Source organism: Maribacter spongiicola, from assembly GCF_004364165.1.
Classification (GTDB): domain Bacteria; phylum Bacteroidota; class Bacteroidia; order Flavobacteriales; family Flavobacteriaceae; genus Maribacter; species Maribacter spongiicola.
On sequence record NZ_SOAY01000011.1, the window covers coordinates 932,836 to 959,052 of the forward strand.

The window sequence follows — 26,217 nt, forward strand, 5'->3', positions numbered from 1 at the left end:
ATAATTCCGTTTTGTAAAATGGTTCAATATTTAATATCGTTCCAAGTAGAAGCGTATAAAGGAGCAATTTTATTTAATGTTTCTTTCAGCTTTATAATATCTATTTTTGGTCCGTCAGAAAAAATATTTTTTATTTCTTCAGATTTTGCATCAAAGAATGTAGAAATCAAAAAAGCATTTGGTCTTCTATTGATCATTGTTTGAAACAGATTCATGGTACCCGCAATAACTTGCTTGCCCGTACTATTATTATCTGGCAAAATATCAAGACCTTTTCTATGATAGTTATACATTGCTATTCGATACTCTCTATAGGTATTCGATAAAAGATTATCTACCAGCTCAAATCTACTTCTGTTAGAGTCGGAAGACTGGCTCCATCCTGCAGAGTTACTTCCTTGGGCTTGGGTTACAATATTCTGTGCCTTTCTATAAAAATCTGTTCCGCCTTCTAAAGAAAAAGTATCGGCATCTAAGCCTAACATAATATATACATAGTAAGCCATAACGCTTACGAGATTAGATTCGAACTGGTTTTCATTAAAAATTAAAGGTTGAAATTCAATATATTGAAAATTGAACGCATTGTCTTTATAATTAAAAACCGGAGATGAGTAAGAAGTATTGTAAACTGGTCTAGAAGATTGTATTTGAATATTACCACTAAAATTATTTGATTCGAAAGAGGTAATGGTAATAAACATTTGGGCATTTACCCGTTCATTCTCTTTGTAGACACGGTTTGTCCATTTTGTTTTATTAATGAAATCATTTAATGAACGCTCTAAAGTCTTAAATACCTGCTGCTCACCTCGTGATAATTGATCGGAATTTACCGTAATCGTACAGGTTAGTTCTTGCGCATGTGATACTAAGCTAAAAAAGGTAAAAAGTAATAGAAATATAGCCTTACGCATACTGTCTTTTAATAATTTCATTAAAGATATCCACAGCAACTTCTGCCTTGGTCTTTAGTTCAAACGTAGTAATGTTAGAATTGGTATCTATAAATGAAATTTTATTGGTAACACCGCCAAAGCCAGCACCTTTATCTCGCATTGAATTTAATACTATGGCATCTAAGTTTTTACGTTTTAACTTACCTTTTGCGTTCTCAACTTCATTTTCGGTCTCTAATGCAAAACCTACCAGAAATTGATTTTTTTTATGATCACCGAAAGTCTTCAAAATATCTTTATTCTTTACCAATTCAATAGTAAAGTTTTCTTCGGATTTTTTAATCTTTTGTTCCGCTACAGTTTTAGGTCGATAATCTGCAACTGCTGCTGCACAAATGACAATATCTGAAGTATCGTAATACATTTGGGCGCTATGATACATGTCGTCTGCAGAAACTACATTGACAACGTGTATATTATCATGAATGACGGACAAATGTGTGGGTCCGGTAACCAAATAGACTTCAGCTCCAAGACCGGCCGCTGTTTTGGCAAGTTCAAAACCCATTAACCCAGAGGAGTGATTACCAATAAAACGTACAGGGTCAATTGCTTCATATGTCGGCCCTGCAGTAATCAACACTTTTTTACCTGATAACGGTAATCCATCAAATAACTGCTTTTTTATAAAGCTTACAATATCTTCAGGTTCTGCCATTCTACCCTCGCCATGTAAACCACTAGCAAGTTCGCCACTTGTTGCCGGAATTATCATATTACCAAAAGATGCAAGGGCATCTAAAGAACTTTTGGTACTTGGGTGCTTGTACATATCAAGATCCATTGCGGGAGCGATGAAAACAGGACATTTAGCCGATAAATAGGTAGCCATTAAAATATTGTCGCAATTACCTTTTGCCATTTTAGACATGGTATTCGCTGTAGCCGGCGCAATGACCATTAAGTCTGCCCATAGTCCCATTTCTACATGATTGTTCCAATCCACAGTATTCTCTTCTGTCTTAACAAAATCAAGTACTACAGGGTTTTTAGCCAAAGTAGCCAGGGTTAGTGGGGAAACGAAAAAGCTGGCACTATCGGTAAGTATGACCTTAACGTTAGCGCCAGCTTTTATAAATAAACGAACTAAGAATGTAGTTTTGTAAGCGGCAATTCCTCCGGTAATTCCTAAAAGAATATTTTTGCCGTTCAACATAATTCTTAAGCGTCTTTTTCTGTATTTCTATGGTAGATCTTATCCATCAACCACTCTTCTACTGCCATAGCGTGTGGCTTAGGTAATTTTTCATAAAACTTAGAAACTTCTATCTGCTCTTTGTTTTCAAAAACTTCTTCTAAACTATCGCTATAAGTAGCAAACTCTTCTAATTTCTCTAAAAGTTCTTTCTTAATTTCAGAATTGATCTGAATAGCACGTTTAGAAGCTATTGAAATTGCCTCATAGATATTTTCAGTAGGTGCATCGAACTCATTACGGTCAATAGTTACCGTTGACACAGCTGCTTTAGAGTTTTTTAAATCGTTCATATTCATAATTACATTATTTATTTTGATTCAACGTTTTGCGCTTGCATACGTTGTAATTCTTTATCAATTTTCTCAATTAAATCTGTTGCCTGCTTGTCGAATTTAGAATCTGGAAATTGCTTTTTCAAGGCAACATGAGCAGTTTTAGCATTTTTCAAACGCTCTTCTTTTACCTGTTCGAAACTATTTACCGCCATATGTGTTAAGGCATCAACCTTAATATACATCGCTTCTTCTCTAAAAGGAGAACCAGGATTATCGGAAACAAAATTATCACTTGCCGCTACGGCAGATTTTAGCATATCATAATTGAAACGACCAAGTTTATTATACTGCTTTACAATTTCAAAAGCTTTTTCTTCCTTTTTGGTAGTTAACTCCTGAGCCATTGCATTAGCTTCTGCGAAGTATTCTGAATCAGGGTTGGTGTTAATGAAATTCTGTAATTTCAATAGTGCTTTATCTGTATCTGTTTGGTCTAAAGAATATTCTGGCGATAATTCATAGAAACTTTTTGCACCTAAGAAATTTGCCTCAATAGCCTTATCACTTTTAGGATATGATTTTACAAAACGCTCGAATTGATAACCGGCCATGTTGTAATCTTCTCGCTTAAAGTAACTATTAGACAAAAAGAACATAACACGCTCACCTTGAGGTTTACCTACATATTTAGGTGCAATTTGCTCAAGCAATCTATTCGCTCTTTTAAAATCACCCGCTTCGTAGTAAGTTTCTGCCAAATCGTATTTAGCTTTTACGTCATCGTGCTTCAGTACTTTTTGGTACTCGCTACATGATTGTAAGGCTATGGCAATCAATAGTAATGGAAAAACTCTCCTCATTTTAAAAAACATTTTGCAAAATTAGTGATTATCAATGGATTTAAAAAACATTTTAAACCAATAAAAATACAGGCTTTACAGCACACGAATGTCCTACTAAGTGAAGATTTAACGAATATTTATGCTGGTATGCGTATCATAGATTCCATAAATGAAACAATTCTATGCTTTAAGGCATCACTCGCAGTAATTAATGGTAATCTTACAAAAGGCTTTGCAAGACCTAAGTATTCAAATATAACTTTGATACCTGCTGGGTTTCCTTCTTCGAAAATCAACTTCATGCCATCTTGCATTCTATAATGATAACTGTAAGCTACTTCGGTATTACCATCTAATCCTTCATGCACCATTTTAGAAAACTCTTCTGGCAAACCTTGACCGATTACAGAAATTACTCCATCACCACCCGCAACTATAGTTGGTAATGCTGTAATATCATCCCCAGAAAGCACTAAAAATCCTTCTGGTCTTTTTGATATTAGTTCTTGTACCTGTGTCATATCACCACAAGCCTCTTTTACTGCCACTATATTATCAAATTTCTTTGCTAGGCGTACTACGGTTTCCGGTAACATATTACTACCCGTACGACCAGGTACATTATATAAAATGATTGGTAAAGGCGACGCTTTAGAAAGCGCTGCGAAGTGCTGATAAATACCTTCTTGTGTAGGTCTGTTGTAATATGGAGAAACAGATAAAATGGCATCGTAAGCAGATAAGTCAGCCGATTTCAGTTCTTCTACCAAAGCCATGGTATTATTACCACCAATACCTATAACCAATGGTAAAGCTCCTTGATTCGCCTCTTCAACAGTGCGCATAACCAATTGTTTTTCTGCTTTTGAAAGTGTTACAGATTCTGCAGTAGTACCTAATACCACCAAGTAATCTATATTGCCTTCAATATTAAAAGCTACAATTTTTCTAAGAGCCTCTACATCTACTGATCCATCTTCTTTAAAAGGCGTAATTAACGCTACTCCTGCTCCCCTTAAATCTCTCATAATTAAATTTCTTTAAAAATGCCCAAGTACTTTTTCAATTCTTTTTTAAATATTTGAAAGTCCTTTAGCGGCGTATCTAACATTAAATCATTGTAAGTCGGACCCACTTCTTTAAACCCGACTCTTAAACGAGCTTTTGCCTTCATCGACATTAAATTCAACAGTAGGCTATCCTCATTATAATAATTAACTAAAAGGTCATATTCTCGTCCTAAAAACTCAAGGGCATAACTGTTTTCTATTTCACCGTTCCATCCCAAATCCTTATCTGAAAAAACAGGAGTGGCATATGGTGAGTTTTTATCATAAAAACGTTTATATCCAATAATTTTAACCGCATTGGGATGCAACGATAGCTCCTCTTGAAACTGAAAAAACAATTCAGTTTTCTCAAACTTATCTAGATCCACAATACAACCTACAGAACGTATTCCCTTACCCTCACGCGTTACAGCAACTGGTGTTGCCACCAACTGTTTTAATATCTTACGGCCAGATTTCCGTTTAAACTTGTCCTTAATTCCTTTTAAAAACATGTATTTTTACATTTAGACAAATGTAAATAATATCCCTGCAACTATATGGCGAAGTTAAAACACTTTGGTATTTTAAAAATAAAACATTTTGTTATATTTTTAACATTGCTCAGTTTAGCATCTTGCAAAAACAACCCTGAGCAACTAAAAGAACTGACTGGCAAGCAAATACCTATCGATACAAGTTTTACATCAGTTGATAGTATTCAAAAATTTATTCTGCCTTATCATGATCGCGTTGAAAGTATTTTAGACAGTACTTTGGCATATGCACCTTTTGTAATCACTAAAACCGATGGCAAATTCAATACAACAGCGGGTAATTTAATGGCAGATATTGTATTAAGCGAAACCAACCCAATATTCCATAAGCGAACTGGACAAACAATTGATTTGGTTTTATTGAACCATGGCGGTATTCGTTCTATTATCTCTAAGGGTAATGTTACTTCAAGAACTGCATACGAAGTGATGCCTTTCGAAAATTCTGTGGTCGTCGTTGAACTTAAAGGCGATGCATTATTAAAGATGGTCGAGTACCTCATACAATCTAAAAGAGCGCACCCTGTTGCCGGCATACAGCTTATTCTAAATAAAGATAACACGGTCAATACTTTTACAATTAACGGGAAACCTGTAGACAAAAACAAGTCTTATTATGTTGCTACTTCTGACTACCTAGTAACTGGTGGCGATAATATGAGCTTTTTCAAAGAAGCACTTTCTAAGACAGAAACCGATTATAAAATACGAAATGCCATGATAGATTTCTTTTCTAAAGTGGATACCCTTGCCCCAAAAGTTGATTTAAGATACTATCAATTACAGTAAAATGGAAAGAAGAAAATTTATAAGAAATACTGCCGCATCCTCTAGTCTTTTAACCCTTGGTGGTTTGAGTCTAAACTCGTGCAACGTATCTAAAAAGAAACACATTACCATTTTACATACCAATGATGTGCATAGTCATGTTGATGCTTTCCCTAACGATCATGCAGATTTTCCTGGGTTGGGCGGGTTAGCACGTAGAGCAGGTTTGGTAGATAGTATTAGAAAAGAGAATCCACATACTTTACTTTTTGATGCTGGAGATATTTTTCAAGGTACCCCCTACTTCAATTTTTATGGTGGTGAATTAGAATTTAAACTAATGAGCATGCTTAATTACGATGCGACCACTATTGGTAATCATGATTTTGATAATGGTATTGACGGATTATTAGCTCAAATGCCCTACGCTAAATTTAATTTTATTAGTGCCAATTACGATTTCTCTAATACGGTTTTAGACGGATTAACACAGCCCTATAAGATTTATGAGAAAGACGGAATTAAAGTTGGTGTCTACGGATTAGGAATTAAGTTGGACGGACTGGTTACAAAACAACTCTATAAAGAAACTGAATTTCTAGACCCTTATGAACTGGCAACCGATATGGAGACCAAACTTAAGGAAGAGGAAAAGTGCGATTTGGTCATTTGCCTTTCTCACTTAGGATATGAATATAGCACTGAAAAACCCGATGATTTAAAACTTGCCAAAAGAACTAAGTACACCGATTTGATCATTGGCGGTCACACCCATACATTTTTAGATAAACCCACCATTGTTACTAATGCTGCTGAGCGTGATGTATTGGTAAATCAAGTAGGATGTTTTGGAGTAAACCTCGGTAGAATTGATTTTTATTTTGACAACAGCACTGTTAACGCAAATGGCTACACTATTAAAGTCTAAAAAATAGACCTCTTATGCTTTACTACAAACGTTGTTCTAGCGATAACCAAAACTTCAAAGAATTAGTAGCCTTACTTGATGCTGATAAAGCACTACGAGATGGTGATGAAAATGCTTTTTATTCACAGTTTAATGGTATTGATACACTGAAAAACTGTGTTGTCTTTTATTCGGATGAAACCCTTGTTGCTTGCGGTGCTTTCAAAGAATTCGACAAAGATTCCGTTGAGATTAAACGAATGTACGTTCAACCCCATTTTCGTGGTAAGGGTATTGCCTCAAAAGCGCTAGTTGTTTTAGAAGAATGGGCAAAAGAACTGAACTACTCCTACACTGTTCTAGAAACCGGATTACGACAACCAGAAGCCATTGCACTTTATAAAAAGAATAATTATACAGTGATTGATAATTACCCACTGTACGAACATATGGCGAATAGTGTATGCTTTAGGAAGGTGTTAAATTGAAATACTAATTAAACATCAATCAATCTTCTAATTAGGATTCTCAAAAAAAGCACCTCTAAAAAGAGAGCTCAATAATTAATCCTACTCAAAAAAATCATATTCGCATTTCTTAGCTAATACGATACTATTCACACGTAAATAAATGATTTTCAAATGATTAATTTTTATCTTAGATACTCATCTAAACTCAATATTATGCAAGTAGACATTTTACAGGAAAAATATTCTATCAAAAACAACATTAAATTGAATGCTTTAGAAAAGCCAAATGAATTGAAAAATGGCAAGGAGATGTTTTTTGAAAAGAAAACTCAAGTTATGGGGACCCTTTACTAATTCTATCAATACATAATGCTGTAAATAACATAAGAAGGAAATCTTCTGAACGGGTTACTGTAACATTTTCATGGTTTGGTTATCTCTAGTAAAAACCAAACCATGAAAAGATTATTTACAGTTTTATTTACGTTGTTATCACTTCACTCCTACTCCCAATCAAAAGTTGATTACTTAGAAAATAATCGATTTGATATGACGGGGCCAAATTTTGATTTCCCTCAAAAAGACTTCAACATCATCGGTTTTGGTGCTTACCATGGCAGTGTAAAAACTGAGGCTGTAGAACACGCTCTTCTTACTTCGCTAACTAAAGTTGATGCTATTCAGTATTACTTACCTGAAACAGATTTTAGTCTTGGTCATTATTTTAATACATACCTACAAACTGGTGACACTTTATTACTAAAAGATTTAGTAATTAATTATGGTGCTAGAGTACCACAAGAGCGAAGTATTGAAACTTATGAAAAGTGGAAAGGCATTAAAGACCTCAACGATAAATTACCTAGAAAAAATAGATTCTCCGTCGTGGGTATTGATCAGGTAGTGACTTATAAATACACGGCCAGACACCTTTTAGAACTTTTAAACTCTGATAAAATTCAGGATAATGCAGTGCAGCAACTAGAACAGATGGTTGCTTTAGATACCACAGATTATTCGCCATACTACGATAGTTATTCTAAAAGTATTATGAAGGCATTTGTAGAATCTTATGAGGCAAATACTGCGTTGTTCTCAAAGTCCGTTATTGATAAATTTGCCTTTAATCATATTATTCAAGACTTAAAGTATTCATTTAATCCCGATGTAAATCGTGAAGAGGTTATATTCAATAATTATGTGCACCTCGACTCCATTTACAACTTCAAACAAAAACCTCAATTTTTAAGGTTTGGTTTCTTCCATTTAGAGAAACAGAGAGAGGGTAATAATCCATCATTTTTCACCAGACTAATTGAAAATAATTTTTATCCAAGAAATAAGGTAATTTCGGTTATTGGCTATTTTACAGATAGCCGTGTACTTTGGGACCATTTGTATGATGACAACGGAACATATCAATCTTTTACCACCGAGGGCGGATTCGGAATTGGGGATTATGAAAAAGAATATTTTCTCGGCATTGAGCACCTAAAAAAGTCTAAATTTTCTGACATGACTTTATTCCGCTTAAATGCTACCGACACACCGTATAGCGACGGAATGCCAGATTTAATAGAGGTTGTTACGCAAGATGAACCATCTAATGGTGAAGCAGTCAAAAGAAAATCTACCACAGAGTTTATCGATTATGCTATTTTAATTTCGAATTCAAAAGCGAACACTCCGATTGAAGAGCTGAAGTAAATATGCTAAGCCGTCAACTCTTCAAACAAAAAATAGTATTAATGTGATTTCTACCAAAACACAATTCTATGCTTGGTATAATGTTTAATTTTACCGCATAAATAATACACTAACACCACAATCATGAAAATAATAGGTATTGGCAAGAATTACGTAGTAGATAAATCTGAAATTGACGGGTTAAAAAATGACGTACAGCTCATTTTTACCAAACCAGATTCTACACTTGTCACAGATAGTAAAGATGTAGCGTTTCCTGTTATCACCAATGAATTAATTTATGAAGTTGAATTGGTTGTGAAAATTGGTAAAACAGCTAAAGATGTTAGTATTGCAGATGCAAACTCTTATATCTCTGAAATAGGTATAGGTATTGACTATACCGCTAAAGATGTTCTTACTGCAAGTAGAGAGAAGAAAGGTCCCTGGGCTTTGGCGAAAGGTTTCGATGGTGCTTCACCTATTGCAGGTTTTAAACCAGTATCTGACTTTCCTGAATTAGATAATATTAATTTTGATTTGGTAATCAACGGTGAAAAGAAACAGGTTGGTAATACTGGTTATATCATTTATAACTTTGCAGAAATTATCAGCTTTGTATCTACATTTATGACCTTGAACCCTGGGGACATGATTTTTACCGGTACACCTGCAGTTGGTGCAGGTCAAACATTTAAGGGTGATCACTTACAAGCTTCCATTGAAGGAGAGTTATTGTTAAATTTTAAAATGATATAAACTTTTTAATAATTTTTATATTGAACCGGACACCCATAAGGCGTCCGGTTTTTTGCTAAAAATATAGTTTCATTTCACTCACAGTTCTTAAGTATTCCTCTTAAAACACCTACCCACTATAGATTACCAGCTTTTATAAATTCATCTTGCATTTCTATTTTCGTACTTTTTATATTGTAATTTCGTACGCTTTATTATATATTATACAAAATAGTTGAATGAACTTTGTTTTCCTGTTAGTTGCAATCTTCGGATTTTTCTTAACCGTCTTACTACTTCTAAAGAAAAATGTAAATAAGCTACCTCAGTATTTTCTTGCTTTCTTTTATTTTATTTATTCTATATACTCCCTACAAACTTATATTATTACAGAAGGTTTATTAACGCAATTTAAATGGTTCTATTTTTGGCCTTTACTACTCTATAGCATCATAACCGTGCCTGTATACTTCTATTTTAAGACGGTTATGGACGATAAATTAACATGGAAATGGCAATACCTTTTACTTTTCGTTCCATTTATGATGAGTGTTATAGATGTTACTTTAGTATTTTCTAAACCGGCAACCTATTATAGTGAAATTGTAGAAAATGCTATTGCTTTCCCCAAAGAGCGGTTCAATGCTCAATATGGTTTACTTAATTTAAATGAACATTATAGCTTGAGGCATTTATGGCAAGTAGTATATCTGTTTTCTTTATTACCGTTGTTAAAGCGATTTTTGACTATAAACCCAAACGACAAACTAAAGGTTGTTCTTAATAGATGGCTGCTCTTGTTTTATTCAGCATTATGCACAATGGGTTTCATCACCTTATTCCTTGGAGTAGAACGGCTATTAGGATTGAACACTTTACAAATAAACAACTCTAGTTTGCTAAGCATGAACCTTATATTATTATTAGTATTATTGGTGATTAGCATTGCTCCCTTGTATTTTCCTTCTATACTCTACGGATTTCCAAAAAATCAATTATTGGTATCATCACCGATTTCAAATAATACAACATCTACAGAAAAGATGTACGGATTAAATAACCAAGAGCTGAATAACTCACTAATCTTAATTGAAGAACAAGGAGCTTTTCTGCAACAAGATTTTAATCTAAAAGCATGTGCAGATATTTTACAAGTGCCGCCATATCATGCCGCCTATTTTTTCTATCAGACGAAAGGCATCAGTTTTACTTCTTATAGAAACAAAATTAGAGTAGAAAAAGCAAAGCAGCTATTAGATTCGGGATATTTAGAATCGAATAATCTAAACGCTCTTATTTCTGCATGCGGATTCAATAGCAAAAGTGATTTCGAGAAGACTTTTGAGAGATTGACATCTACTAGTTACAATCTATATCAATTGAGGTAATATAAAGTCTAGGCTTTATCTTGTATAATATATTCCACAATTACCCTAAGCTCTTCGTCTAAGGAAATTGTGGGATATTCTTTTTTCGCCAAACGATACCAATAACCTGCATTAAAGCGGTCGCCTTCCTTTCTATGCAAATAGGCATGTAACCAACTACCTAAAGTATTATGCATATCCTGTGCTATGTTATGAGAAGCTTCCCAATTGCCCTTGGCATCATACCATATCGATTTTAGTCCTTCTGACCATTCTTCTGGTACTTGAGACAACTCTAAGCTCTTTTCAAATTCTAGGTAAGTCTTTGGTATCATTTTACAACTCTTTTAATAAGCTTCTCTACCGTTAATCCCTGCCCTATAATAGAGAATACCACAACTATATATGTAATTACTAAAAATGCATCTCTATGCATCTCATCAGATAAGCCTAATGCCAGTGCTATAGATATACCGCCACGCAATCCGCCCCACGTCATTACCAAATTAGTTTTCGGTACAAAATCCAATTTCTTTTCAAAAAATTTAATGGGAATTAATAACGACAAATAACGACAAATCAATACTAAAGGAATTGCCAGCAATCCGGCAATTACGTATTCTGTTTTAAAGGATAATACGAGCATTTCCATCCCAATTAAAACAAATAAAAGCGTATTCAAAAGAATATCTAAAAGCTCCCAAAATTTATCTACATAGGTCTCTGTAGTTTCTGACATGGCAGAGTCACGCACCGTATCATTACCCACAACTAAACCTGCAGCTACCATCGCCAAAGGAGCTGATAAATGAAACTTTTGGGCAATTAAGGTACCAACCATTACCGTAGCCAAGGTGATGATTACTTCTATATCATAATCATCTATAGATTTCATAAGCTTCCATGTTCCCCAACCTAAGGCTAGACCTAATGCCAACCCACCAATGACCTCAACACCAAAAAGTTCTAAGATGTCTAACGGACTAACCGCTACGTCAGTTGCCGATGCCAGTTGAAAAATGGTTAAGAAAACAACCACTCCTACTCCGTCATTAAACAAAGATTCACCTACAATTTTAGTTTCTAGTTTCTTTGGCGCCCCTGCTTTCTTTAATATACCTAATACGGCAATAGGGTCTGTAGGTGAAATCAATGACCCGAACAGTAGACAATAGATAAAAGAAACTTCCATCCCTATAACTTGTAACAAATAATACATGCTTGTACCTACTAAAAAGGTCGACACCAATACACCCAAGGTAGAAAATACCAATATAGGCCAGCGTTGTACTTTTAATTGTTCAAAATTGGTGTGAAGTGCACCTGCAAACAACAGAAAACTCAACATAATATCCAACAATACAGATTTAAAATCTATTTGGGTAATTATATAACGTTCTGCATTAATTAAGGTGTCATCAATATAACCTATTAAGAAAACCGCCAAGGTAAATAGAATTGTAATCAGCATTAAGCCGATACTGTTTGGTAGCTTTAGAAAACGCGCATTTATATAGCCGAATATTGCCGATAGAAATACTAATACTGAAATAATTGTAAAAATGTCCATAGTTGTTTATGCTATCATATTTATAAAATCTTGCTCACTAATAATTGGTATTTCTAGCTTCTCTGCCTTGGTACGCTTGCTTGGTCCCATTTTATCACCTGCTATCAAGAAACTAGTTTTTGATGATATAGACGATCCTACCTTACCGCCATTATCTTCGATTTTCTTTTTAAGCTCATCTCTACTTAGAATCTCAAACACACCTGATACTACAAAGGTTTTACCCGCCAACATATCGGTCTGGTTTTCCAACTTCTCGGCAGATATTGCTAATTGTACGCCGCAGGTACGTAATCTTTCTATGGCATCTATATTCTTTTCGTTAGCAAAAAAGTCTATAACACTTTGCGCTATACGCTCACCTATTTCATCAACCGAAGTCAAATGCTCTAGGGTAGCTTCTCTCAAGGCATCTATATTTTTATATGCCTTTGCCAATTTCTTTGCTACAGTCTCCCCTACAAAACGAATACCTAAAGCAAATAGTACACGCTCGAAAGGTACTTGTACGGATTCGGATACTCCTTTTACCAGATTCTCGGCGGACTTCTCAGCCATTCGCTCCAAAGGCAATACATCTTCTTTGGTGAGTTTATACAAATCGGCATAATCGTCTATTAAACCTTCTTTAAACAGCAATTCTACCGTCTCACCACCTAAGCCTTCAATATCCATTGCCTTTCTAGAAATGAAATGTTGAATACGACCAGTTATTTGTGGCGGACAACCATATTCGTTCGGACAGTAATGTTTGGCATCACCTTCTGAACGGGTCAACTCTGTTCCACATTCCGGACATTGATGAATATACTCCGTGGGAACCGAATCCACAGGTCTTTTAGTTAAATCTACCGCTATTATCTTCGGAATGATCTCTCCTCCCTTTTCTACAAATACCGTATCACCAACACGAATATCTAATTTTGCTATCTGGTCTGCATTATGCAACGATGCTCTTTTTACAGTTGTACCTGCCAGTAATACTGGTTCTAAATTTGCCACGGGAGTGATAGCACCTGTGCGCCCAACTTGATATGTAATTTCATTAAGCGTAGTAGAAACTTGCTCCGCTTTAAATTTATATGCCATTGCCCATCTTGGAGCTTTAGAGGTAAAACCTAATTCTTCTTGATTCTGAAGACTATTTACTTTGATTACTACTCCGTCCGTCTCATAAGGCAATTCATGGCGTTTTACGTCCCACTCCTCTACAAATGCCATAACTTCATCTGTGGTCTGGCAAAGCTTTGCTACTGTTGGCACTTTAAAACCCCATTCACGAGCTTTCTCTAACATATGATACTGAGAGTCTATATTCAGGTTTCTACCAACAATACTGTATAGCAAACACTCCAACGGTCTTTCAGCAACAGCACTACTATCCTGCAGTTTTAAACTACCTGATGCCGTATTTCTTGGATTCATGTAGGGGTCTTCACCATTTGCCACTCGTTCTTCGTTCATTTTTAGGAACCCCTCGAATGGTAATACTATCTCTCCTCGTATATCGAACTTCTCTGGATAATCTCCCTTTAGTTGTAACGGTACTGATTTAATGGTTTTGATATTATTGGTAACATCATCTCCTTGAATTCCGTCGCCACGCGTAACTGCTTTTACCAGCTTACCTTTTTCATAGGTTATGCTGATAGATGCACCATCGTACTTTAACTCGCACGTAAACGCTACAGGCACATCACCAAGGTTACGCTGAATTCGTTTTTCCCAATCTTCTAAATCTTCTTTGGAGTACGAATTATCTAAGGAATACATTCTGTGTTCATGAACTACAGTTGCAAAATTCTTGGTGATCATGCCACCCACACGTAAGGACGGCGAACTGGCATCATAGAATTCTGGATGCTTTGCTTCCAGCTCCTGTAATTCCTTCAACTTCATATCGAAATCATAATCAGAAATGGTCGGATTATCCAACACGTAGTAATTGTGATTGTGCTCGCGTAATTCTTTTCTTAGTGCTTCTATTTTTGCTTTCATATTCCCTAAAGCTGCTCTTTATTAATCCATTTTGGTGTTAGTAACGGAATGTATTTTTCCATTTTCTCTAGCAATGTGTCTATATCATCAGCTACCAAAATAGTATTTATATGTTCTTGTTTTACAAATCCTTCGCTGACCATGTCATGCATCATCTTTAAAAGAGAATCGTAAAATCCGTTTGTATTTAATATTCCTATCGGATATTGATGTAGCCCCAATTGCGACCAGGTCAACATTTCAAAAAATTCTTCTAGTGTTCCGAATCCGCCAGGTAGCATTAGTATGCCGTCAGATAGGTCATGCATCTTCAATTTACGTTCATGCATATTTTGGGTAACGATTAATTCTGTTAACCCTTCATGAACTACTTCTTTCTTTCTTAAGAATACAGGAATAACACCTACTACCTTTCCGCCGTTGTTTAAAACTCCTTCAGCTACTTTACCCATGATGCCAATTTTGGCTCCGCCATACACGAGCTGAATAGTTTTCTTTGCGAATGTCTCTCCCAATTCATACGCCTTCGAACCATATTCAGAATTGACACCTTCACTACTACCGCAAAACACTACTATACTTTTCATTTTCTTATTCCTTTTATCATGCGGTCATTGCCAAACATATCTTTTCTTAATTCAATAGTCTTAAAATTAGAGTCTAACAATAATTGCTTAGTTTCTTCGCCCAAATACTGATTGATCTCTAAATACAGACAACCATTTTCATTCAAATGTTCTGCTGCAAATTTAACCACTGCGGTATAAAATTTTAATGGGTCTTCGTCTGGTACAAAAAGTGCTAAACTAGGTTCATGGTCTATGACATTATTATGCATTTCTGCTTTTTCTAATTCTCGCACATATGGCGGATTAGAAATAATAATATCAAATTTCTGGTTTAATTCCTTTGCTGAGGTTTCCGTATTCAAAGACAGCATATCTGCCTGTAAAAACTTGACACCAGCACCAAGCAATCCGTTATTTTCCTCAGCTACTTTTAAAGCATCCGTAGAAATATCTAGTCCGAATACTTTTGTATGCGTTAGGTTTTTATCCAAAGAAATTGGAATACAACCGCTACCTGTACCCATATCTAAAATGGTCAGCGCTTTTGCTGCAGTTTTAAAATCATCTAAAATCCAACGAACCAACTCTTCGGTTTCTGGTCTTGGTATTAATACATGCTTATTGACCATAAAATCTAGGTCCATAAAATATGCCGTGCCTATAATATGCTGAATAGGCTTCTCTAGTTTTAATTCAGATAAGGCTTGGAATATAACAGTCTCTTGTTCTTTATCAATAACCAGATTTGGCTGAATTGCTAATACAAAACGTTCTAAATTAAAATAGTGCTCAATAAGTAAATAGAAAAAGCTATCTACTTCTTCCTTACCATAAATAGCATCTAATTCTAAATGAAAAATATTCTTGATTTCTTTAAGCAGCACCTTTAAAATGTTTTTAGCATGAACACCGGACAAGAATAATGACCTGTATCGCCCATTCTGGCATCTATATATTCAAAGCCCATTTTCTTGTATAATTTCTGAGCAGCCTCCATATTTGGCATAGTCTCTAAATAACAAGCCGTGAAACCATATTCTTTGGCACGCTCTAAACAAACTGTAATTATTTTGTGACCTAAACCCTTACCTCTCGCCTCTTCTAAAAAGTACATTTTCTGAAGCTCACAAACATTACCGTCATAATTGTCTAGCTGCGCTACACCCGCACAACCTAAAATAGAACCATTAACTTCGGCTACAAAATAAGTCGCCTTAGGTTTCTCATAATGCTTAAACATGCTATCTAATGAAGGATCCTCATAAGCTGTGCCTACTTTTGGCACACCCATGTCTGCCAATACTTGTCGTATAACTTTGGCTACTTGCGGGTTATCTTCTTTTCTAATTTCGCGAATAATGACATTTTCCATGGGAACAATACAATAGGTTTTAAAGTACTATTTTTGAGGTGTGAAGATACGTGATATGCGTATAATGTTAAAGTTTGATGTCCATTAATAATCTAGATTCCAATAATTCGATGTCTTTACAAAGTGATGCGCTTTCTACCCATGATACCTACATGCTTCGTTGTATACAAATTTCAAAGAACGGATTAGGTACTACTGCACCCAACCCAATGGTAGGTGCCGTTATTGTGCATAATGGTAAAATTATTGGCGAGGGATTTACTAGTGCCTACGGTGGCTCTCATGCTGAGGTAAATGCTATTAACTCTGTTTCTGATGTTTCCCTTTTGAAATCATCTACCATTTATGTTACCCTAGAACCTTGCTCCCACTATGGTAAAACTCCGCCTTGTGCAGACCTGATTGTAAAAATGGGAATCCCTAGACTAGTTATTGGTCTTAAAGACCCGCATGAAAAAGTAGCAGGTAACGGAATTAAAAAATTAGTAGCTGCGGGATGCATTGTTCAAGTAGGTATTCTTCAAAAAAAATGCGAAGAACACCATAAACGCTTTCTCACCTTTTTCACTAAAAAAAGGCCATATATCATTTTAAAATGGGCAGAAACAGCTGATGGATTTATTGCTCCTGAACCTTTGAAGCGAGGAGAAGAAAAGAAGCCTTATTGGATCACCAATACCAAATCGCGACAATTAGTGCACAAATGGCGCAGTGAAGAGGCTGGTATTTTAGTAGGTACAAATACCGTCTTGGCTGATAATCCGCAATTAAACCTAAGAGATTGGACTGGCAAAGCACCTACACGCATTGTTTTAGATAGAAGCTTAAAGATTTCTAGAGATTATCATGTTCTTGACGGAAAACAAAAAACCATTATTTGCACCGAAATAACTGATCGCAAAGATGAAATAACTGGAATAACTTATAAAATTATCAATTTTAATGCTGATGTACCCCAACAGCTGTGTAATGTGATGTATGAAGAACAAATACAAAGCGTCATAATCGAAGGTGGCTCACATACACTGCAAAGTTTTATTGATGCTAACCTTTGGGATGAGGCTCGAATTTTTAAAGGAGCAACCAATTTTACAAAAGGTATCGCTGCACCAAAAATAGTAGGACATACCCAACAACAAATTCAAATTTTAACTGACCAACTAACCATAATACGTAATGATTAAAAACATCATATTTGATTTTGGAGATATCTTCATTAATCTAGATAAGCAAGCTCCTCTTTTAGAATTGGCAAAATTCGGATTCACCGAATTGACCCCGGAATTGGATTCCATTTTTAAAGCATATGAAATGGGCTTAATGGAGTCCGATGAATTCGTGAATCAATTACAAGCTATTTTCACCAATGCTACCAAAGATCAAATTAAAGACGCATGGAATTCTATTATTTTGGATTTCCCTGAGGACAGACTTAAATTCATTGAAAAACTAAAAAGCGATAATCAGTACCGATTATTCTTGTTAAGTAATACCAATGATCTACATATAGACAAAGTGAAAGAATCAATGGGACTGGAACGTTTCAATAGATTCAAAAATTGCTTTGAGGTTTTCTACCTATCTCAAGAAATGAAAATGCGTAAGCCTAATGCTGATATCTATGAGTTCGTCTTGAACGAAAATGAATTAAATGCAAATGAAACCTTCTTTTTAGATGACACTAAAGAAAATACAGATGCCGCGTCTAAACTAGGTATACATTGCTGGAATCTTCAAGTAGGCAAGGAAGATGTTCTTGAAACTTTAAGCAATCTCTAAATGATATATTTAGCGTTTAGCATTCTATTTTCAAGCTTAATTTTTGTCATTTTTAAATTGTATGCCAAATATCAAGTTCAAACAATATATGCCATAATTACCAATTACTTTGTTGCCTGCACCGTAGGAATCTTCTATTACAAAGAGCCGATACACCTTAATGAAATACCACAAAAAAGTTGGTTCTGGGGAAGCGTCGCTCTAGGTCTTCTTTTCATACAAATATTTAACTTGATGGCAGCTACCTCTCAGAAATTAGGCGTATCGGTAGCTTCAGTAGCCACCAAAATGTCGCTTACCATTCCGGTTTTATTCGGAGTGTTCTATTATAAAGAATCTCTTGGAGTATTAGAAATTATAGGAATTTTACTTGCCCTATTAGCTGTTTATTTTACATCGTTAAAGGAAAAGAAATTAAAAGCAGAAAAATGGGCTTTCGCATTACCTGTTTTAGTTTTTCTTGGATCGGGAACTATAGATACCAGCATAAAATACTTTCAAGATGCACATATGCCAGAAGAAGAATATGCGTTATTTTCTGCTACGGTTTTTGCATCTGCAGGTATATTCGGTCTATTTTTCATCGGATTCAAATCTACTCAACAACGATTAAAAGTAAATTTCAAAAATATAATTGGCGGTATCTGCTTGGGAATTCCTAATTATTTTTCCATCTACTTTTTATTAAAAGCACTACAGCACCCTACTTGGAACAGTGCATCGATTTTTACCATCAATAATGTGGCAATCGTAATGTTCTCTACGCTATTAGGTATTATACTGTTTAGAGAGCGTTTAACGGTTAAAAACTGGTTCGGAATAGGATTGGCTATCTTTAGCATTGTACTAACAGCTTTCGGTCAACAACTAATGACTTTCTTTTAAACAATTACGATTACATATATGGATGCTTATAAAACAATCTCTAAACCATCTGAAAATGTTATGTTCAAAGAGCGAAAGAGCAAGTTTTACGGCTATTGCTTTCCGGTTTCTGATGAAGACACCATTAAAGAACATATAGAAGCGCTTAAGAAAGAATACCCCACGGCAAACCACGTATGTTACGCTTGGCAAATAGGAATTGAAACAAAATCATACCGCGATAATGATGATGGTGAACCAAACAACTCTGCTGGTATGCCCATTTATGGTCAATTGCAGTCTTTTGATGTCACGAATACCTTAGTTGCCGTAGTTCGTATTTTCGGTGGAACCAAATTAGGTGTCGGCGGATTAATTAGTGCTTACAAAGAAGCCGCTAAGTTAGCATTAGAAAATGCTACAATAATTACGAAAGTTTTACAAAAGCAATTATCGGTAACTTTTGAATACTCAGAAATGGATATTGTTATGCGTTTGGTAAAAAAATACCAACTCAATATTGTATCGCAAGATTTACATTTAAAATGTAAAATGTTACTGTCTGTCAATAAAAGTGATTTCAAAAAGACAATGAAACTTTTAAAGGCGCATCACAAATTAGAAATTAAGGAAATTGATTAATTTCTAATATTTCAATTTATCTAAAAGTATTTGCGGACATTTAGTTGGTCTTTTACGCTTCATATCCATAAACACCAAAACTGTATTCGCGGTCGCTAACAAATCTCCTGCTTCATTTAAAATTTCATAGTCAAATTCAATTCGAACAGCCGGCTTTTTAGTCAAAATAACTTTCACTGTAATTAAATCGTCATACAGAGCTGGCTTTAAATATTTTATTGACAAACTTATTACAGGAAGCATAATTCCGCCTTCCTCCATGCTTTTGTAAGAAATACCTAACGACCTTAACCATTCAACTCTTGCCAATTCTAAATATTGAGCATAATTGCCATGATAAACCACGCCCATCTGGTCGGTTTCACTGTATCTAATTCGAAAAGAAATTTCGTTTGTACGCATTTATATGAAGTAAAAAGTATATATTTAAAAACTCCCCTATAGAGTAAGCGAACATGCGAAAAAAAAAGGTCAAATTCAATCACTATCGATTTTTTTTTTCAATAAATTGTTCACATATTTGTCCAAGTTGAAAGAGAACCTATATTGATTTTTTATAATCACCTATAGTTCAACACTAACCATTAAAAGTGAAAATTTTATTATGAGTGTTACTGCAAATTCCGTCTGGAAAAACTGTTTGGTGTTTATAAAGGATAATATCCAACCGCAGGCATTCAAAACTTGGTTTGAACCTATTAAACCTGTCAAGCTATCTGAGAACGCATTAAGCATTCAAGTACCTAGTAAATTTTTTTACGAATGGCTAGAGGAACATTACGTGAAACTTTTGAAAGTTGCCCTAACTAAAGAATTAGGTGAATCTGCAAAATTGGTGTATATCATTAGAATGGAAAATACCTACGGTAACAAAGAACCTTTTACCGAAAAGATTCCTAGTTCAAACAGAGGAGCCATGGCAGCTCAAGAAATGGATGTTCCTATTAAATCTAAAAATCCTGAATTACGTAATCCATTTGTTATTCCTGGGATTAGAAATATTAAGATAGAATCGCAGTTAAACCCTAATTATAATTTTGATAATTTTTTAGAAGGTGATTCTAACCGTTTGGCAAGATCTGCCGGTATGGCGGTTGCCAACAAGCCAGGTGGCACATCTTTTAATCCGTTATTAGTTTTCGGTGGTGTTGGACTTGGAAAAACACACTTGGCGCATGCCATCGGTGTTGAAATAAAAGATAAATATCCAGAACGTACCGTACTTTATATTTCTGCTGAGAAATTCACGCAACAATATATCGAGTCAGTTAAAAAGAATACTCGAAATGATTTTATTCACTTCTACCAATTAATAGATGTATTGATTATTGACGATGTACAATTCTTATCAGGTAAATCTGGTACGCAAGATGTATTCTTCCATATTTTCAACCATTTACATCAAAACGGTAAACAAGTTATTCTTACGTCAGATAAAGCACCTGTAGATATGCAGGATATTGAACAACGCTTACTTTCTCGTTTTAAATGGGGATTATCTGCAGAATTGCAGAGTCCTGATTACGAAACAAGAATCTCCATCTTAAAGAACAAGTTATATAGAGATGGTGTTGAAATACCTGATGACATCATAGAATATGTAGCTAAACATATTAAAACAAATATTAGAGAATTAGAAGGTGCTATTATTTCTTTGATTGCACAGTCTACCTTGAACAAAAGAGAAGTTACTATCGAACTTGCCCAACAGGTTGTTGAGAAATTCGTAAAAAATACCAAACGAGAAGTTTCTATCGACTACATACAAAAAGTAGTATCAGATTACTTTGAAATGGATGTAGCAACTCTACAGTCTAAAACAAGAAAAAGGCATATTGTACAAGCAAGACAATTAGCGATGTTCTTTGCCAAAAAATTTACCAAAGCTTCATTAGCAAGTATAGGTTCGCAAATCGGTAAAAGAGATCACGCTACTGTTTTACATGCTTGCAAAACTGTTGACAATCTTGCCGAAACCGATAAGCAGTTTCGTAAATACATAGACGATTTAACTAAGAAATTTTCTTAAAATTTACGTTGCATGAAAGTGTTGATGGTATGCCTAGGTAATATATGTAGGTCACCATTAGCTGAAGGTATCCTAAAAAGTAAGGTCGATACTACCAAAATACTTGTTGAATCTGCCGGTAAAGCTGGTTATCATATCGGTAAAGCGCCAGACCCAAGATCTATTAATGTAGCCAAAGAATACGGCATAGATATAAGTTCGCAAATTTGCCGAAAGTTTATTGTTTCAGATTTTGATTTTTTTGATATCATATATGCCATGGATAAAAGTAACTATGGTAATATTATTGATTTAGCAAGAAATAAAGGAGATGCCCAAAAAGTGAAGCTTATTTTAAACGAAATAGGTTCTTCAGATAAAGAAGTTCCAGATCCATATTATGATGCCGAAGACGGATTTGAACATGTTTTTCAAATGATTGATCAAGCTTGCGATAGCATAGCAAAAAGACTAGAAAATAAAAAACCTTAAAGCAAGCACACGAAGCGTTCGTAGTAGAACACCATTATATTATGATGTAAGCCTTGGAGCATTTAAATCTCCATTATCAACTAAACAGTAATGAGCACACAAAACGGAAAAATAGGGAAGGTATATTTAATACCAACAACATTGGGCCATATGCCCCCATTAGAAGTTTTACCCATTTCAATAAAGCAAACTATTGAAAAATTGGACCACTATATCGTTGAAAACGAAAAAACCGCTCGACATTTCATAAAAAAAATCAGTCCTAGAAAATCGCAACCCAGCTTAAAATTATTTGCTTTAAACAAGTTTACCGAAGCGGCAGAGATTCCTAGTTTTCTAAATCCTTGTTTAGAAGGTTACGACGTAGGCATACTTTCTGAAGCTGGTTGCCCCGGTATTGCAGACCCAGGTGCAGCAGTAGTCAAAATTGCACACGATAAAAATATACAGGTTATTCCCCTAGTTGGGCCGTCTTCAATTCTCTTGGCATTAATGGCAAGTGGCATGAACGGTCAAAATTTTGCCTTTAATGGTTATTTACCTATTGATGGCGCGGATCGTAAAAAATATATTAAAAATCTAGAGCGTAGATCAAAAGAAGAAGACCAATCGCAAGTGTTTATTGAAACGCCTTACAGAAATAACAAAATGTTAGAAGAGCTGATTAAAACCCTAGCTCCTAGTACTCGCATTTGTGTAGCCGCCGATATTACCTTACCAACAGAATATATTAAAACCAAAACTGCCATAAATTGGAAGACAGAAAATGTAGATCTACACAAAAGACCTGCAATTTTTATTATTCAAGCATAAAAAAACCTTGACAACGAAATTGCCAAGGTTTCACATTTTCATATCTACTTAAACTCTTAAATTCTTGGATTTCGTTTTGCTTCTATCATAGAAACATCGTAACCAGAAAACTTTTTCATATAGTTAGAAATACTGGTACCATAACCATCGGAAATTTCCATTCGACCATGTGATCTTAGATATAATTTTACATTACCTGCACCTGCTAAATGTGCGGCTGCCAGAATACCAGACTCTGTAACTTCTACTCCATTCATACGTACACCTACGTAACGCTTAATATCTTTTCTAAGTATCCACTTATTACGGGATGTATTTATATGAAAAACTTTTTCTTGCAATACAGGATTGCTTAAAAACTGATTTCCATCATACACACCAACTAATTCTAAGGTGCTCAACCCAAATTGATATTTCCCCAAATACCCAAAAGTATTGGTAACAAAATAGTTACCTTGAGACTCTTTAAAAGCTAACGCTTCTTTAAAGCCTATAAATTGACTACCAAGAAAGGGGGGAGCGATTTGATAATTTGATAAAAGAGCTTCGTCTTGAGGAAACGAAACCATAATAGGTTTTTTTACTTTTAACTGCTCTGGCACTTGAACCGTAAAGGGTTTAAAGCCATAACCAGATAAAATAAACATCACAATAAGAGGACAACTTGCTAATATCCATCTTCTCATACCATATATTTCTTAAGACCTACAGCGACTATTATTGCTTGCTTAAATTTCTGAGGCAAAGGTAGACCTGAAATTATAAGAGTTTAAGAAGGTTCTGTTAAAAGAATACAGATTTAGTTAAGAAGTTCAAAAATTCGGTTGAAAGTTTATCTATTGATTTTCTGAGCATTGATCCATCGGATGTACTGTGCTTTATTTCGGTTGTGCTGCGCTAAATTCTCTGCAAACATATGATAACCGAACTTTTCTACATTAGCCACGAAATAGTAATAATTATGTTTTTTAGGATTTAAAACAGCATCTATTGCCGTAATATCGGGCATTGCAATAGGGCCTGGCGGCAAACCTGCATACTTGTACGTATTATAAGGTGAATCCATCTCTAAATCACGGTACAACACTCTTTTTATAATCGTATCGAAATTTCCGGTTTCTTTCTTAATTGCATAAATAACTGTTGGATCTGCCTGCAACAACATCCCTTTTCTTAGCCTATTTAAGTACACACCCGCAACTGTTGGTCTTTCGTCTACTTTTGCCGTTTCTTTATGCACAATCGATGCCAAGGCAATTACTTCATTAGGCTTTAAGCCAAGTGCACTAGCCTTCTCTTTACGGGTATCGGTCCAGAAACGATTATATTCCTTTAACATTCTTGCTCTAAATGATTCTGCCGAAGTGTTCCAAAAGAACTCATAACTGTTCGGTATATAAAGTGATATTTTATTGGCGTCATCAAAACCATTCGCTTTCATAAAATCTTTATCGCCGAACGCTGCAACTAAAGAGATACTATCTGCCTCAATTTGACTTGCAATTCTACCTGCCAGATCATTTAAATTTTCTTGATTGTTGAAAGACACTTTAACAGGTATATTGCCGCTTCGTAATGAGTTTACTATCTCATTATTATTCATACCATTACTTAACCTATATTTACCTGCTTTGATTTTATTTAAATATCCTTTTCTATCAGCTGCAGATTCAAATGAACTGAAATCTTTTACAAGCGGAGTCAGTTGTTCTTCTAAGTCACTAATTGCAGCATCGGTAGGTATAAAAACTATAGCTTCATCATTGTCAAAACTAGTATTGGGAGTGAAAAAAGTACGATATGCCGAATACCCAAAAATTCCGCCACCAATTAATCCTACAACTACTACACCTAATAATATACGCTTGATGCTCATTAATTATTTATTTTTTGTAATAAAACTTCATTCTTAAACATTCCCTTAAATCGTACCCAATCTTTCTTCATTCCAACTTCTTGAAAACCTAACTTTTTAAATAAATGTAAGCTTGGTGCATTTTCTTCTAAAATATTGGCATATACCTGCCTTAAGCCTAAAACTTCAAACAAGTAATTGCACAGCAACGTAACTGCTTCTGCTCCTACTCCTTTATTTCGTTGATTTTCATTGAGAATAATTATGCCAATACCAGCTCTCTTGTGATTTGGTTCAAAATCAAAAACATCAATAAGACCTATAGCTAGGTGCTCATGCGAACATATCACTAAACGCAATTGTTTTACATCATAAATATCTCGATGGGCATTATCAAGATAGAGCTGTAATACATCTTTTGAATATGGAGTAACCGTACCGCTAACTTCCCAAACATCCGTATCATTCTCAAGTGCATACAGAAAATCCAGGTCTTTTTGTTCTAAAGCCCTTAAATAAATCTGTTCTCCTTTTAATGTTACCACAACATCTCTCCTTTAAATACTTGTTTGGCTTCTCCTTTTAAATAGATATCGCTATAAGAGCCTTGATTTTCTTGAAAAGTAACCTCAAGATTACCACCAAGTGCATTCACAGCAATAGTATTATTCTTGGTATTACCTAAATGATACATGCTCAATGCAATTGCCGTTACACCTGTACCACACGATAAGGTTTCATCTTCAACTCCGCGTTCGTAGGTTCTAATATCAAATCCGCCTTCAGCATTGGCTTCTACAAAATTGATATTACTTCCTTTTTCTCCGTAAATACCATAACGCATACGCGCACCTTCTTTAACAACATTAAAAGACTTTAAATCTTTTACCATTTGAACATGATGTGGCGAACCCGTATTCATAAACAACGCATTTGGCTTCTCTTTTACTTCACTCACATCCGCCATTTTAAGACTTACAACTTCACCAATAATCGTTGCTTCGTGTACCCCATCTACAGCAATAAATGTGGTTTCCCTTTTTATAATTTCAAGAAAATGGGCAAAGGCAACAATGCATCTTCCCCCATTACCGCACATACTTCCTTCTTTTCCATCCGCATTAAAATAAACCATTCGAAAATCGGTAGTCTCGTCATTTTCTAATAAAATGAGTCCGTCAGAACCTACTCCGAATCTTCTATGACAGATTTTAGCGATTAACGCATTATTTTCTTTCGGGAACTGCCCATTGCGATTGTCGACCATCACAAAATCATTTCCCGTACCTTGATATTTATAAAATATATTTTTCATCCTCTAGTAAAGCCCAAAGATAGTATATAAATAGGTTTTCTTTGGTAGTTAAAAAGTAGTTAAACGCTTATCAAATAGCGCAAAAACGAGTAGTTTTGCGTAAAATATGTTAAAACATTAATGA

The 26,217-nt window shown here is 35.0% G+C and carries 31 protein-coding genes; 14 read left to right on the forward strand and 17 right to left on the reverse strand.

Features of this window, described 5'->3' with window-relative positions:
* Positions 1 to 23: 23 nt before the first annotated feature.
* The 6 genes from porD to CLV90_RS12480 form a co-directional block, all read right to left on the reverse strand.
* Positions 24 to 917: a type IX secretion system protein PorD gene (gene porD, locus CLV90_RS12455; protein ID WP_133687792.1), complete on the reverse strand. Its 894-nt coding sequence runs from the start codon at positions 915 to 917 to the stop codon at positions 24 to 26.
* Positions 910 to 2,115, reverse strand: a complete 1,206-nt coding sequence (gene coaBC / locus CLV90_RS12460; RefSeq protein ID WP_133687793.1) for a bifunctional phosphopantothenoylcysteine decarboxylase/phosphopantothenate--cysteine ligase CoaBC — start codon at positions 2,113 to 2,115, stop codon at positions 910 to 912. Before coaBC ends, porD begins: the two co-directional genes overlap by 8 nt.
* A 5-nt stretch (positions 2,116 to 2,120) precedes the next feature.
* On the reverse strand, positions 2,121 to 2,447 hold the full coding sequence (locus CLV90_RS12465) for a DNA-directed RNA polymerase subunit omega (RefSeq protein ID WP_133687794.1): 327 nt from the start codon (positions 2,445 to 2,447) through the stop codon (positions 2,121 to 2,123).
* A 17-nt stretch (positions 2,448 to 2,464) separates the two neighbouring features.
* Positions 2,465 to 3,292 carry an outer membrane protein assembly factor BamD gene (locus CLV90_RS12470; protein ID WP_243835412.1) on the reverse strand — a complete coding sequence of 276 codons (828 nt, stop codon included), beginning with the start codon at positions 3,290 to 3,292 and terminating at the stop codon, positions 2,465 to 2,467.
* 119 nt (positions 3,293 to 3,411) lie between these two features.
* Complete coding sequence (dapA, locus tag CLV90_RS12475; protein ID WP_133687796.1) at positions 3,412 to 4,302, reverse strand: 4-hydroxy-tetrahydrodipicolinate synthase; 891 nt, start codon at positions 4,300 to 4,302, stop codon at positions 3,412 to 3,414.
* Between the two features lie 2 nt (positions 4,303 to 4,304).
* Positions 4,305 to 4,838: a DUF6913 domain-containing protein gene (locus CLV90_RS12480; protein WP_133687797.1), complete on the reverse strand. Its 534-nt coding sequence runs from the start codon at positions 4,836 to 4,838 to the stop codon at positions 4,305 to 4,307.
* Positions 4,839 to 4,883: 45 nt separating this feature from the next.
* Here CLV90_RS12480 and CLV90_RS12485 point away from each other — a divergent pair, with 45 nt between their 5' ends.
* The 7 genes from CLV90_RS12485 to CLV90_RS12510 all read left to right on the forward strand — a co-directional run bounded on the left by CLV90_RS12485 (position 4,884) and on the right by CLV90_RS12510 (position 10,837).
* Entirely contained in the window at positions 4,884 to 5,669 is a 786-nt protein-coding gene (locus CLV90_RS12485) for a 5'-nucleotidase C-terminal domain-containing protein (protein WP_133687798.1), read from the forward strand.
* 1 nt (position 5,670) lies between these two features.
* Positions 5,671 to 6,576, forward strand: coding sequence for a bifunctional metallophosphatase/5'-nucleotidase (locus tag CLV90_RS12490; protein WP_133687799.1), 906 nt, complete (start codon positions 5,671 to 5,673; stop codon positions 6,574 to 6,576).
* Between the two features lie 14 nt (positions 6,577 to 6,590).
* The gene (locus CLV90_RS12495; protein WP_133687800.1) at positions 6,591 to 7,043 is read left to right on the forward strand and encodes a GNAT family N-acetyltransferase; all 453 of its coding nucleotides are present in this window, start codon (positions 6,591 to 6,593) and stop codon (positions 7,041 to 7,043) included.
* Positions 7,044 to 7,238: 195 nt separating this feature from the next.
* The gene (locus tag CLV90_RS19290; protein ID WP_166638576.1) at positions 7,239 to 7,379 is read left to right on the forward strand and encodes a hypothetical protein; all 141 of its coding nucleotides are present in this window, start codon (positions 7,239 to 7,241) and stop codon (positions 7,377 to 7,379) included.
* 102 nt (positions 7,380 to 7,481) lie between these two features.
* Positions 7,482 to 8,732, forward strand: coding sequence for a hypothetical protein (locus CLV90_RS12500; RefSeq protein ID WP_133687801.1), 1,251 nt, complete (start codon positions 7,482 to 7,484; stop codon positions 8,730 to 8,732).
* 123 nt (positions 8,733 to 8,855) lie between these two features.
* Entirely contained in the window at positions 8,856 to 9,470 is a 615-nt protein-coding gene (locus tag CLV90_RS12505) for a fumarylacetoacetate hydrolase family protein (RefSeq protein WP_133687802.1), read from the forward strand.
* Positions 9,471 to 9,937: 467 nt separating this feature from the next.
* Positions 9,938 to 10,837, forward strand: a complete 900-nt coding sequence (locus CLV90_RS12510) for a helix-turn-helix domain-containing protein (RefSeq protein WP_166638577.1) — start codon at positions 9,938 to 9,940, stop codon at positions 10,835 to 10,837.
* 8 nt (positions 10,838 to 10,845) lie between these two features.
* Here CLV90_RS12510 and CLV90_RS12515 read toward each other — a convergent pair whose 3' ends face one another.
* Genes CLV90_RS12515 through CLV90_RS12540 form a run of 6 tightly spaced genes read right to left on the reverse strand, consistent with a single transcriptional unit; the run spans position 10,846 to position 16,325 of the window.
* On the reverse strand, positions 10,846 to 11,151 hold the full coding sequence (locus tag CLV90_RS12515) for a hypothetical protein (protein ID WP_133687804.1): 306 nt from the start codon (positions 11,149 to 11,151) through the stop codon (positions 10,846 to 10,848).
* Positions 11,148 to 12,386, reverse strand: coding sequence for a cation:proton antiporter (locus CLV90_RS12520; protein ID WP_133687805.1), 1,239 nt, complete (start codon positions 12,384 to 12,386; stop codon positions 11,148 to 11,150). Before CLV90_RS12520 ends, CLV90_RS12515 begins: the two co-directional genes overlap by 4 nt.
* Positions 12,387 to 12,392: 6 nt before the next feature.
* Complete coding sequence (gene ligA / locus CLV90_RS12525) at positions 12,393 to 14,384, reverse strand: NAD-dependent DNA ligase LigA (protein WP_133687806.1); 1,992 nt, start codon at positions 14,382 to 14,384, stop codon at positions 12,393 to 12,395.
* A 5-nt stretch (positions 14,385 to 14,389) separates the two neighbouring features.
* Positions 14,390 to 14,971, reverse strand: coding sequence for an LOG family protein (locus CLV90_RS12530; RefSeq protein ID WP_133687807.1), 582 nt, complete (start codon positions 14,969 to 14,971; stop codon positions 14,390 to 14,392).
* Positions 14,968 to 15,837: a peptide chain release factor N(5)-glutamine methyltransferase gene (prmC, locus tag CLV90_RS12535; RefSeq protein WP_133687808.1), complete on the reverse strand. Its 870-nt coding sequence runs from the start codon at positions 15,835 to 15,837 to the stop codon at positions 14,968 to 14,970. Before prmC ends, CLV90_RS12530 begins: the two co-directional genes overlap by 4 nt.
* Before the next feature lie 2 nt (positions 15,838 to 15,839).
* Positions 15,840 to 16,325 carry a GNAT family N-acetyltransferase gene (locus CLV90_RS12540; protein ID WP_133687809.1) on the reverse strand — a complete coding sequence of 162 codons (486 nt, stop codon included), beginning with the start codon at positions 16,323 to 16,325 and terminating at the stop codon, positions 15,840 to 15,842.
* Between the two features lie 77 nt (positions 16,326 to 16,402).
* Between CLV90_RS12540 and ribD the strand changes: the two genes are divergently transcribed.
* From ribD to CLV90_RS12560, 4 genes are read left to right on the forward strand one after another with little or no spacing between them, the layout of a single operon-like run.
* Complete coding sequence (gene ribD, locus CLV90_RS12545; RefSeq protein WP_243835414.1) at positions 16,403 to 17,509, forward strand: bifunctional diaminohydroxyphosphoribosylaminopyrimidine deaminase/5-amino-6-(5-phosphoribosylamino)uracil reductase RibD; 1,107 nt, start codon at positions 16,403 to 16,405, stop codon at positions 17,507 to 17,509.
* On the forward strand, positions 17,502 to 18,104 hold the full coding sequence (locus CLV90_RS12550) for an HAD family hydrolase (RefSeq protein WP_133687810.1): 603 nt from the start codon (positions 17,502 to 17,504) through the stop codon (positions 18,102 to 18,104). Before ribD ends, CLV90_RS12550 begins: the two co-directional genes overlap by 8 nt.
* Positions 18,105 to 18,989, forward strand: coding sequence for a DMT family transporter (locus CLV90_RS12555; protein ID WP_133687811.1), 885 nt, complete (start codon positions 18,105 to 18,107; stop codon positions 18,987 to 18,989).
* Between the two features lie 18 nt (positions 18,990 to 19,007).
* The gene (locus tag CLV90_RS12560) at positions 19,008 to 19,610 is read left to right on the forward strand and encodes an IMPACT family protein (protein ID WP_133687812.1); all 603 of its coding nucleotides are present in this window, start codon (positions 19,008 to 19,010) and stop codon (positions 19,608 to 19,610) included.
* 3 nt (positions 19,611 to 19,613) lie between these two features.
* On the opposite strand, the gene CLV90_RS12565 is transcribed toward CLV90_RS12560, so the two are convergent.
* Positions 19,614 to 20,012 (reverse strand): acyl-CoA thioesterase, encoded by a 399-nt coding sequence (locus CLV90_RS12565; RefSeq protein WP_133687813.1) that lies wholly within the window; start codon positions 20,010 to 20,012, stop codon positions 19,614 to 19,616.
* A gap of 202 nt (positions 20,013 to 20,214) precedes the next feature.
* On the opposite strand from CLV90_RS12565, the gene dnaA reads away from it, so the two are divergent.
* The 3 genes from dnaA (at position 20,215) to CLV90_RS12580 (ending at position 22,923) form a co-directional block, all read left to right on the forward strand.
* Entirely contained in the window at positions 20,215 to 21,639 is a 1,425-nt protein-coding gene (dnaA, locus tag CLV90_RS12570) for a chromosomal replication initiator protein DnaA (RefSeq protein WP_133687814.1), read from the forward strand.
* 12 nt (positions 21,640 to 21,651) lie between these two features.
* Positions 21,652 to 22,110 (forward strand): low molecular weight protein-tyrosine-phosphatase, encoded by a 459-nt coding sequence (locus CLV90_RS12575; protein WP_133687815.1) that lies wholly within the window; start codon positions 21,652 to 21,654, stop codon positions 22,108 to 22,110.
* A gap of 90 nt (positions 22,111 to 22,200) precedes the next feature.
* A complete protein-coding gene (locus CLV90_RS12580) occupies positions 22,201 to 22,923 on the forward strand; it encodes an SAM-dependent methyltransferase (protein ID WP_133687816.1) in 723 nt (240 codons plus the stop codon).
* Between the two features lie 56 nt (positions 22,924 to 22,979).
* Here the strand turns inward: CLV90_RS12580 and CLV90_RS12585 are convergent, their stop codons facing one another.
* From CLV90_RS12585 to dapF, 4 genes are all read right to left on the reverse strand, one after another.
* A complete protein-coding gene (locus CLV90_RS12585; RefSeq protein ID WP_133687817.1) occupies positions 22,980 to 23,609 on the reverse strand; it encodes a hypothetical protein in 630 nt (209 codons plus the stop codon).
* A 146-nt stretch (positions 23,610 to 23,755) separates the two neighbouring features.
* Positions 23,756 to 24,799 (reverse strand): endolytic transglycosylase MltG, encoded by a 1,044-nt coding sequence (mltG, locus tag CLV90_RS12590; protein WP_133687818.1) that lies wholly within the window; start codon positions 24,797 to 24,799, stop codon positions 23,756 to 23,758.
* Entirely contained in the window at positions 24,799 to 25,323 is a 525-nt protein-coding gene (locus tag CLV90_RS12595; RefSeq protein WP_133687819.1) for a GNAT family N-acetyltransferase, read from the reverse strand. Before CLV90_RS12595 ends, mltG begins: the two co-directional genes overlap by 1 nt.
* On the reverse strand, positions 25,317 to 26,093 hold the full coding sequence (dapF, locus tag CLV90_RS12600) for a diaminopimelate epimerase (RefSeq protein ID WP_133687820.1): 777 nt from the start codon (positions 26,091 to 26,093) through the stop codon (positions 25,317 to 25,319). Before dapF ends, CLV90_RS12595 begins: the two co-directional genes overlap by 7 nt.
* Positions 26,094 to 26,217 lie beyond the last annotated feature (124 nt).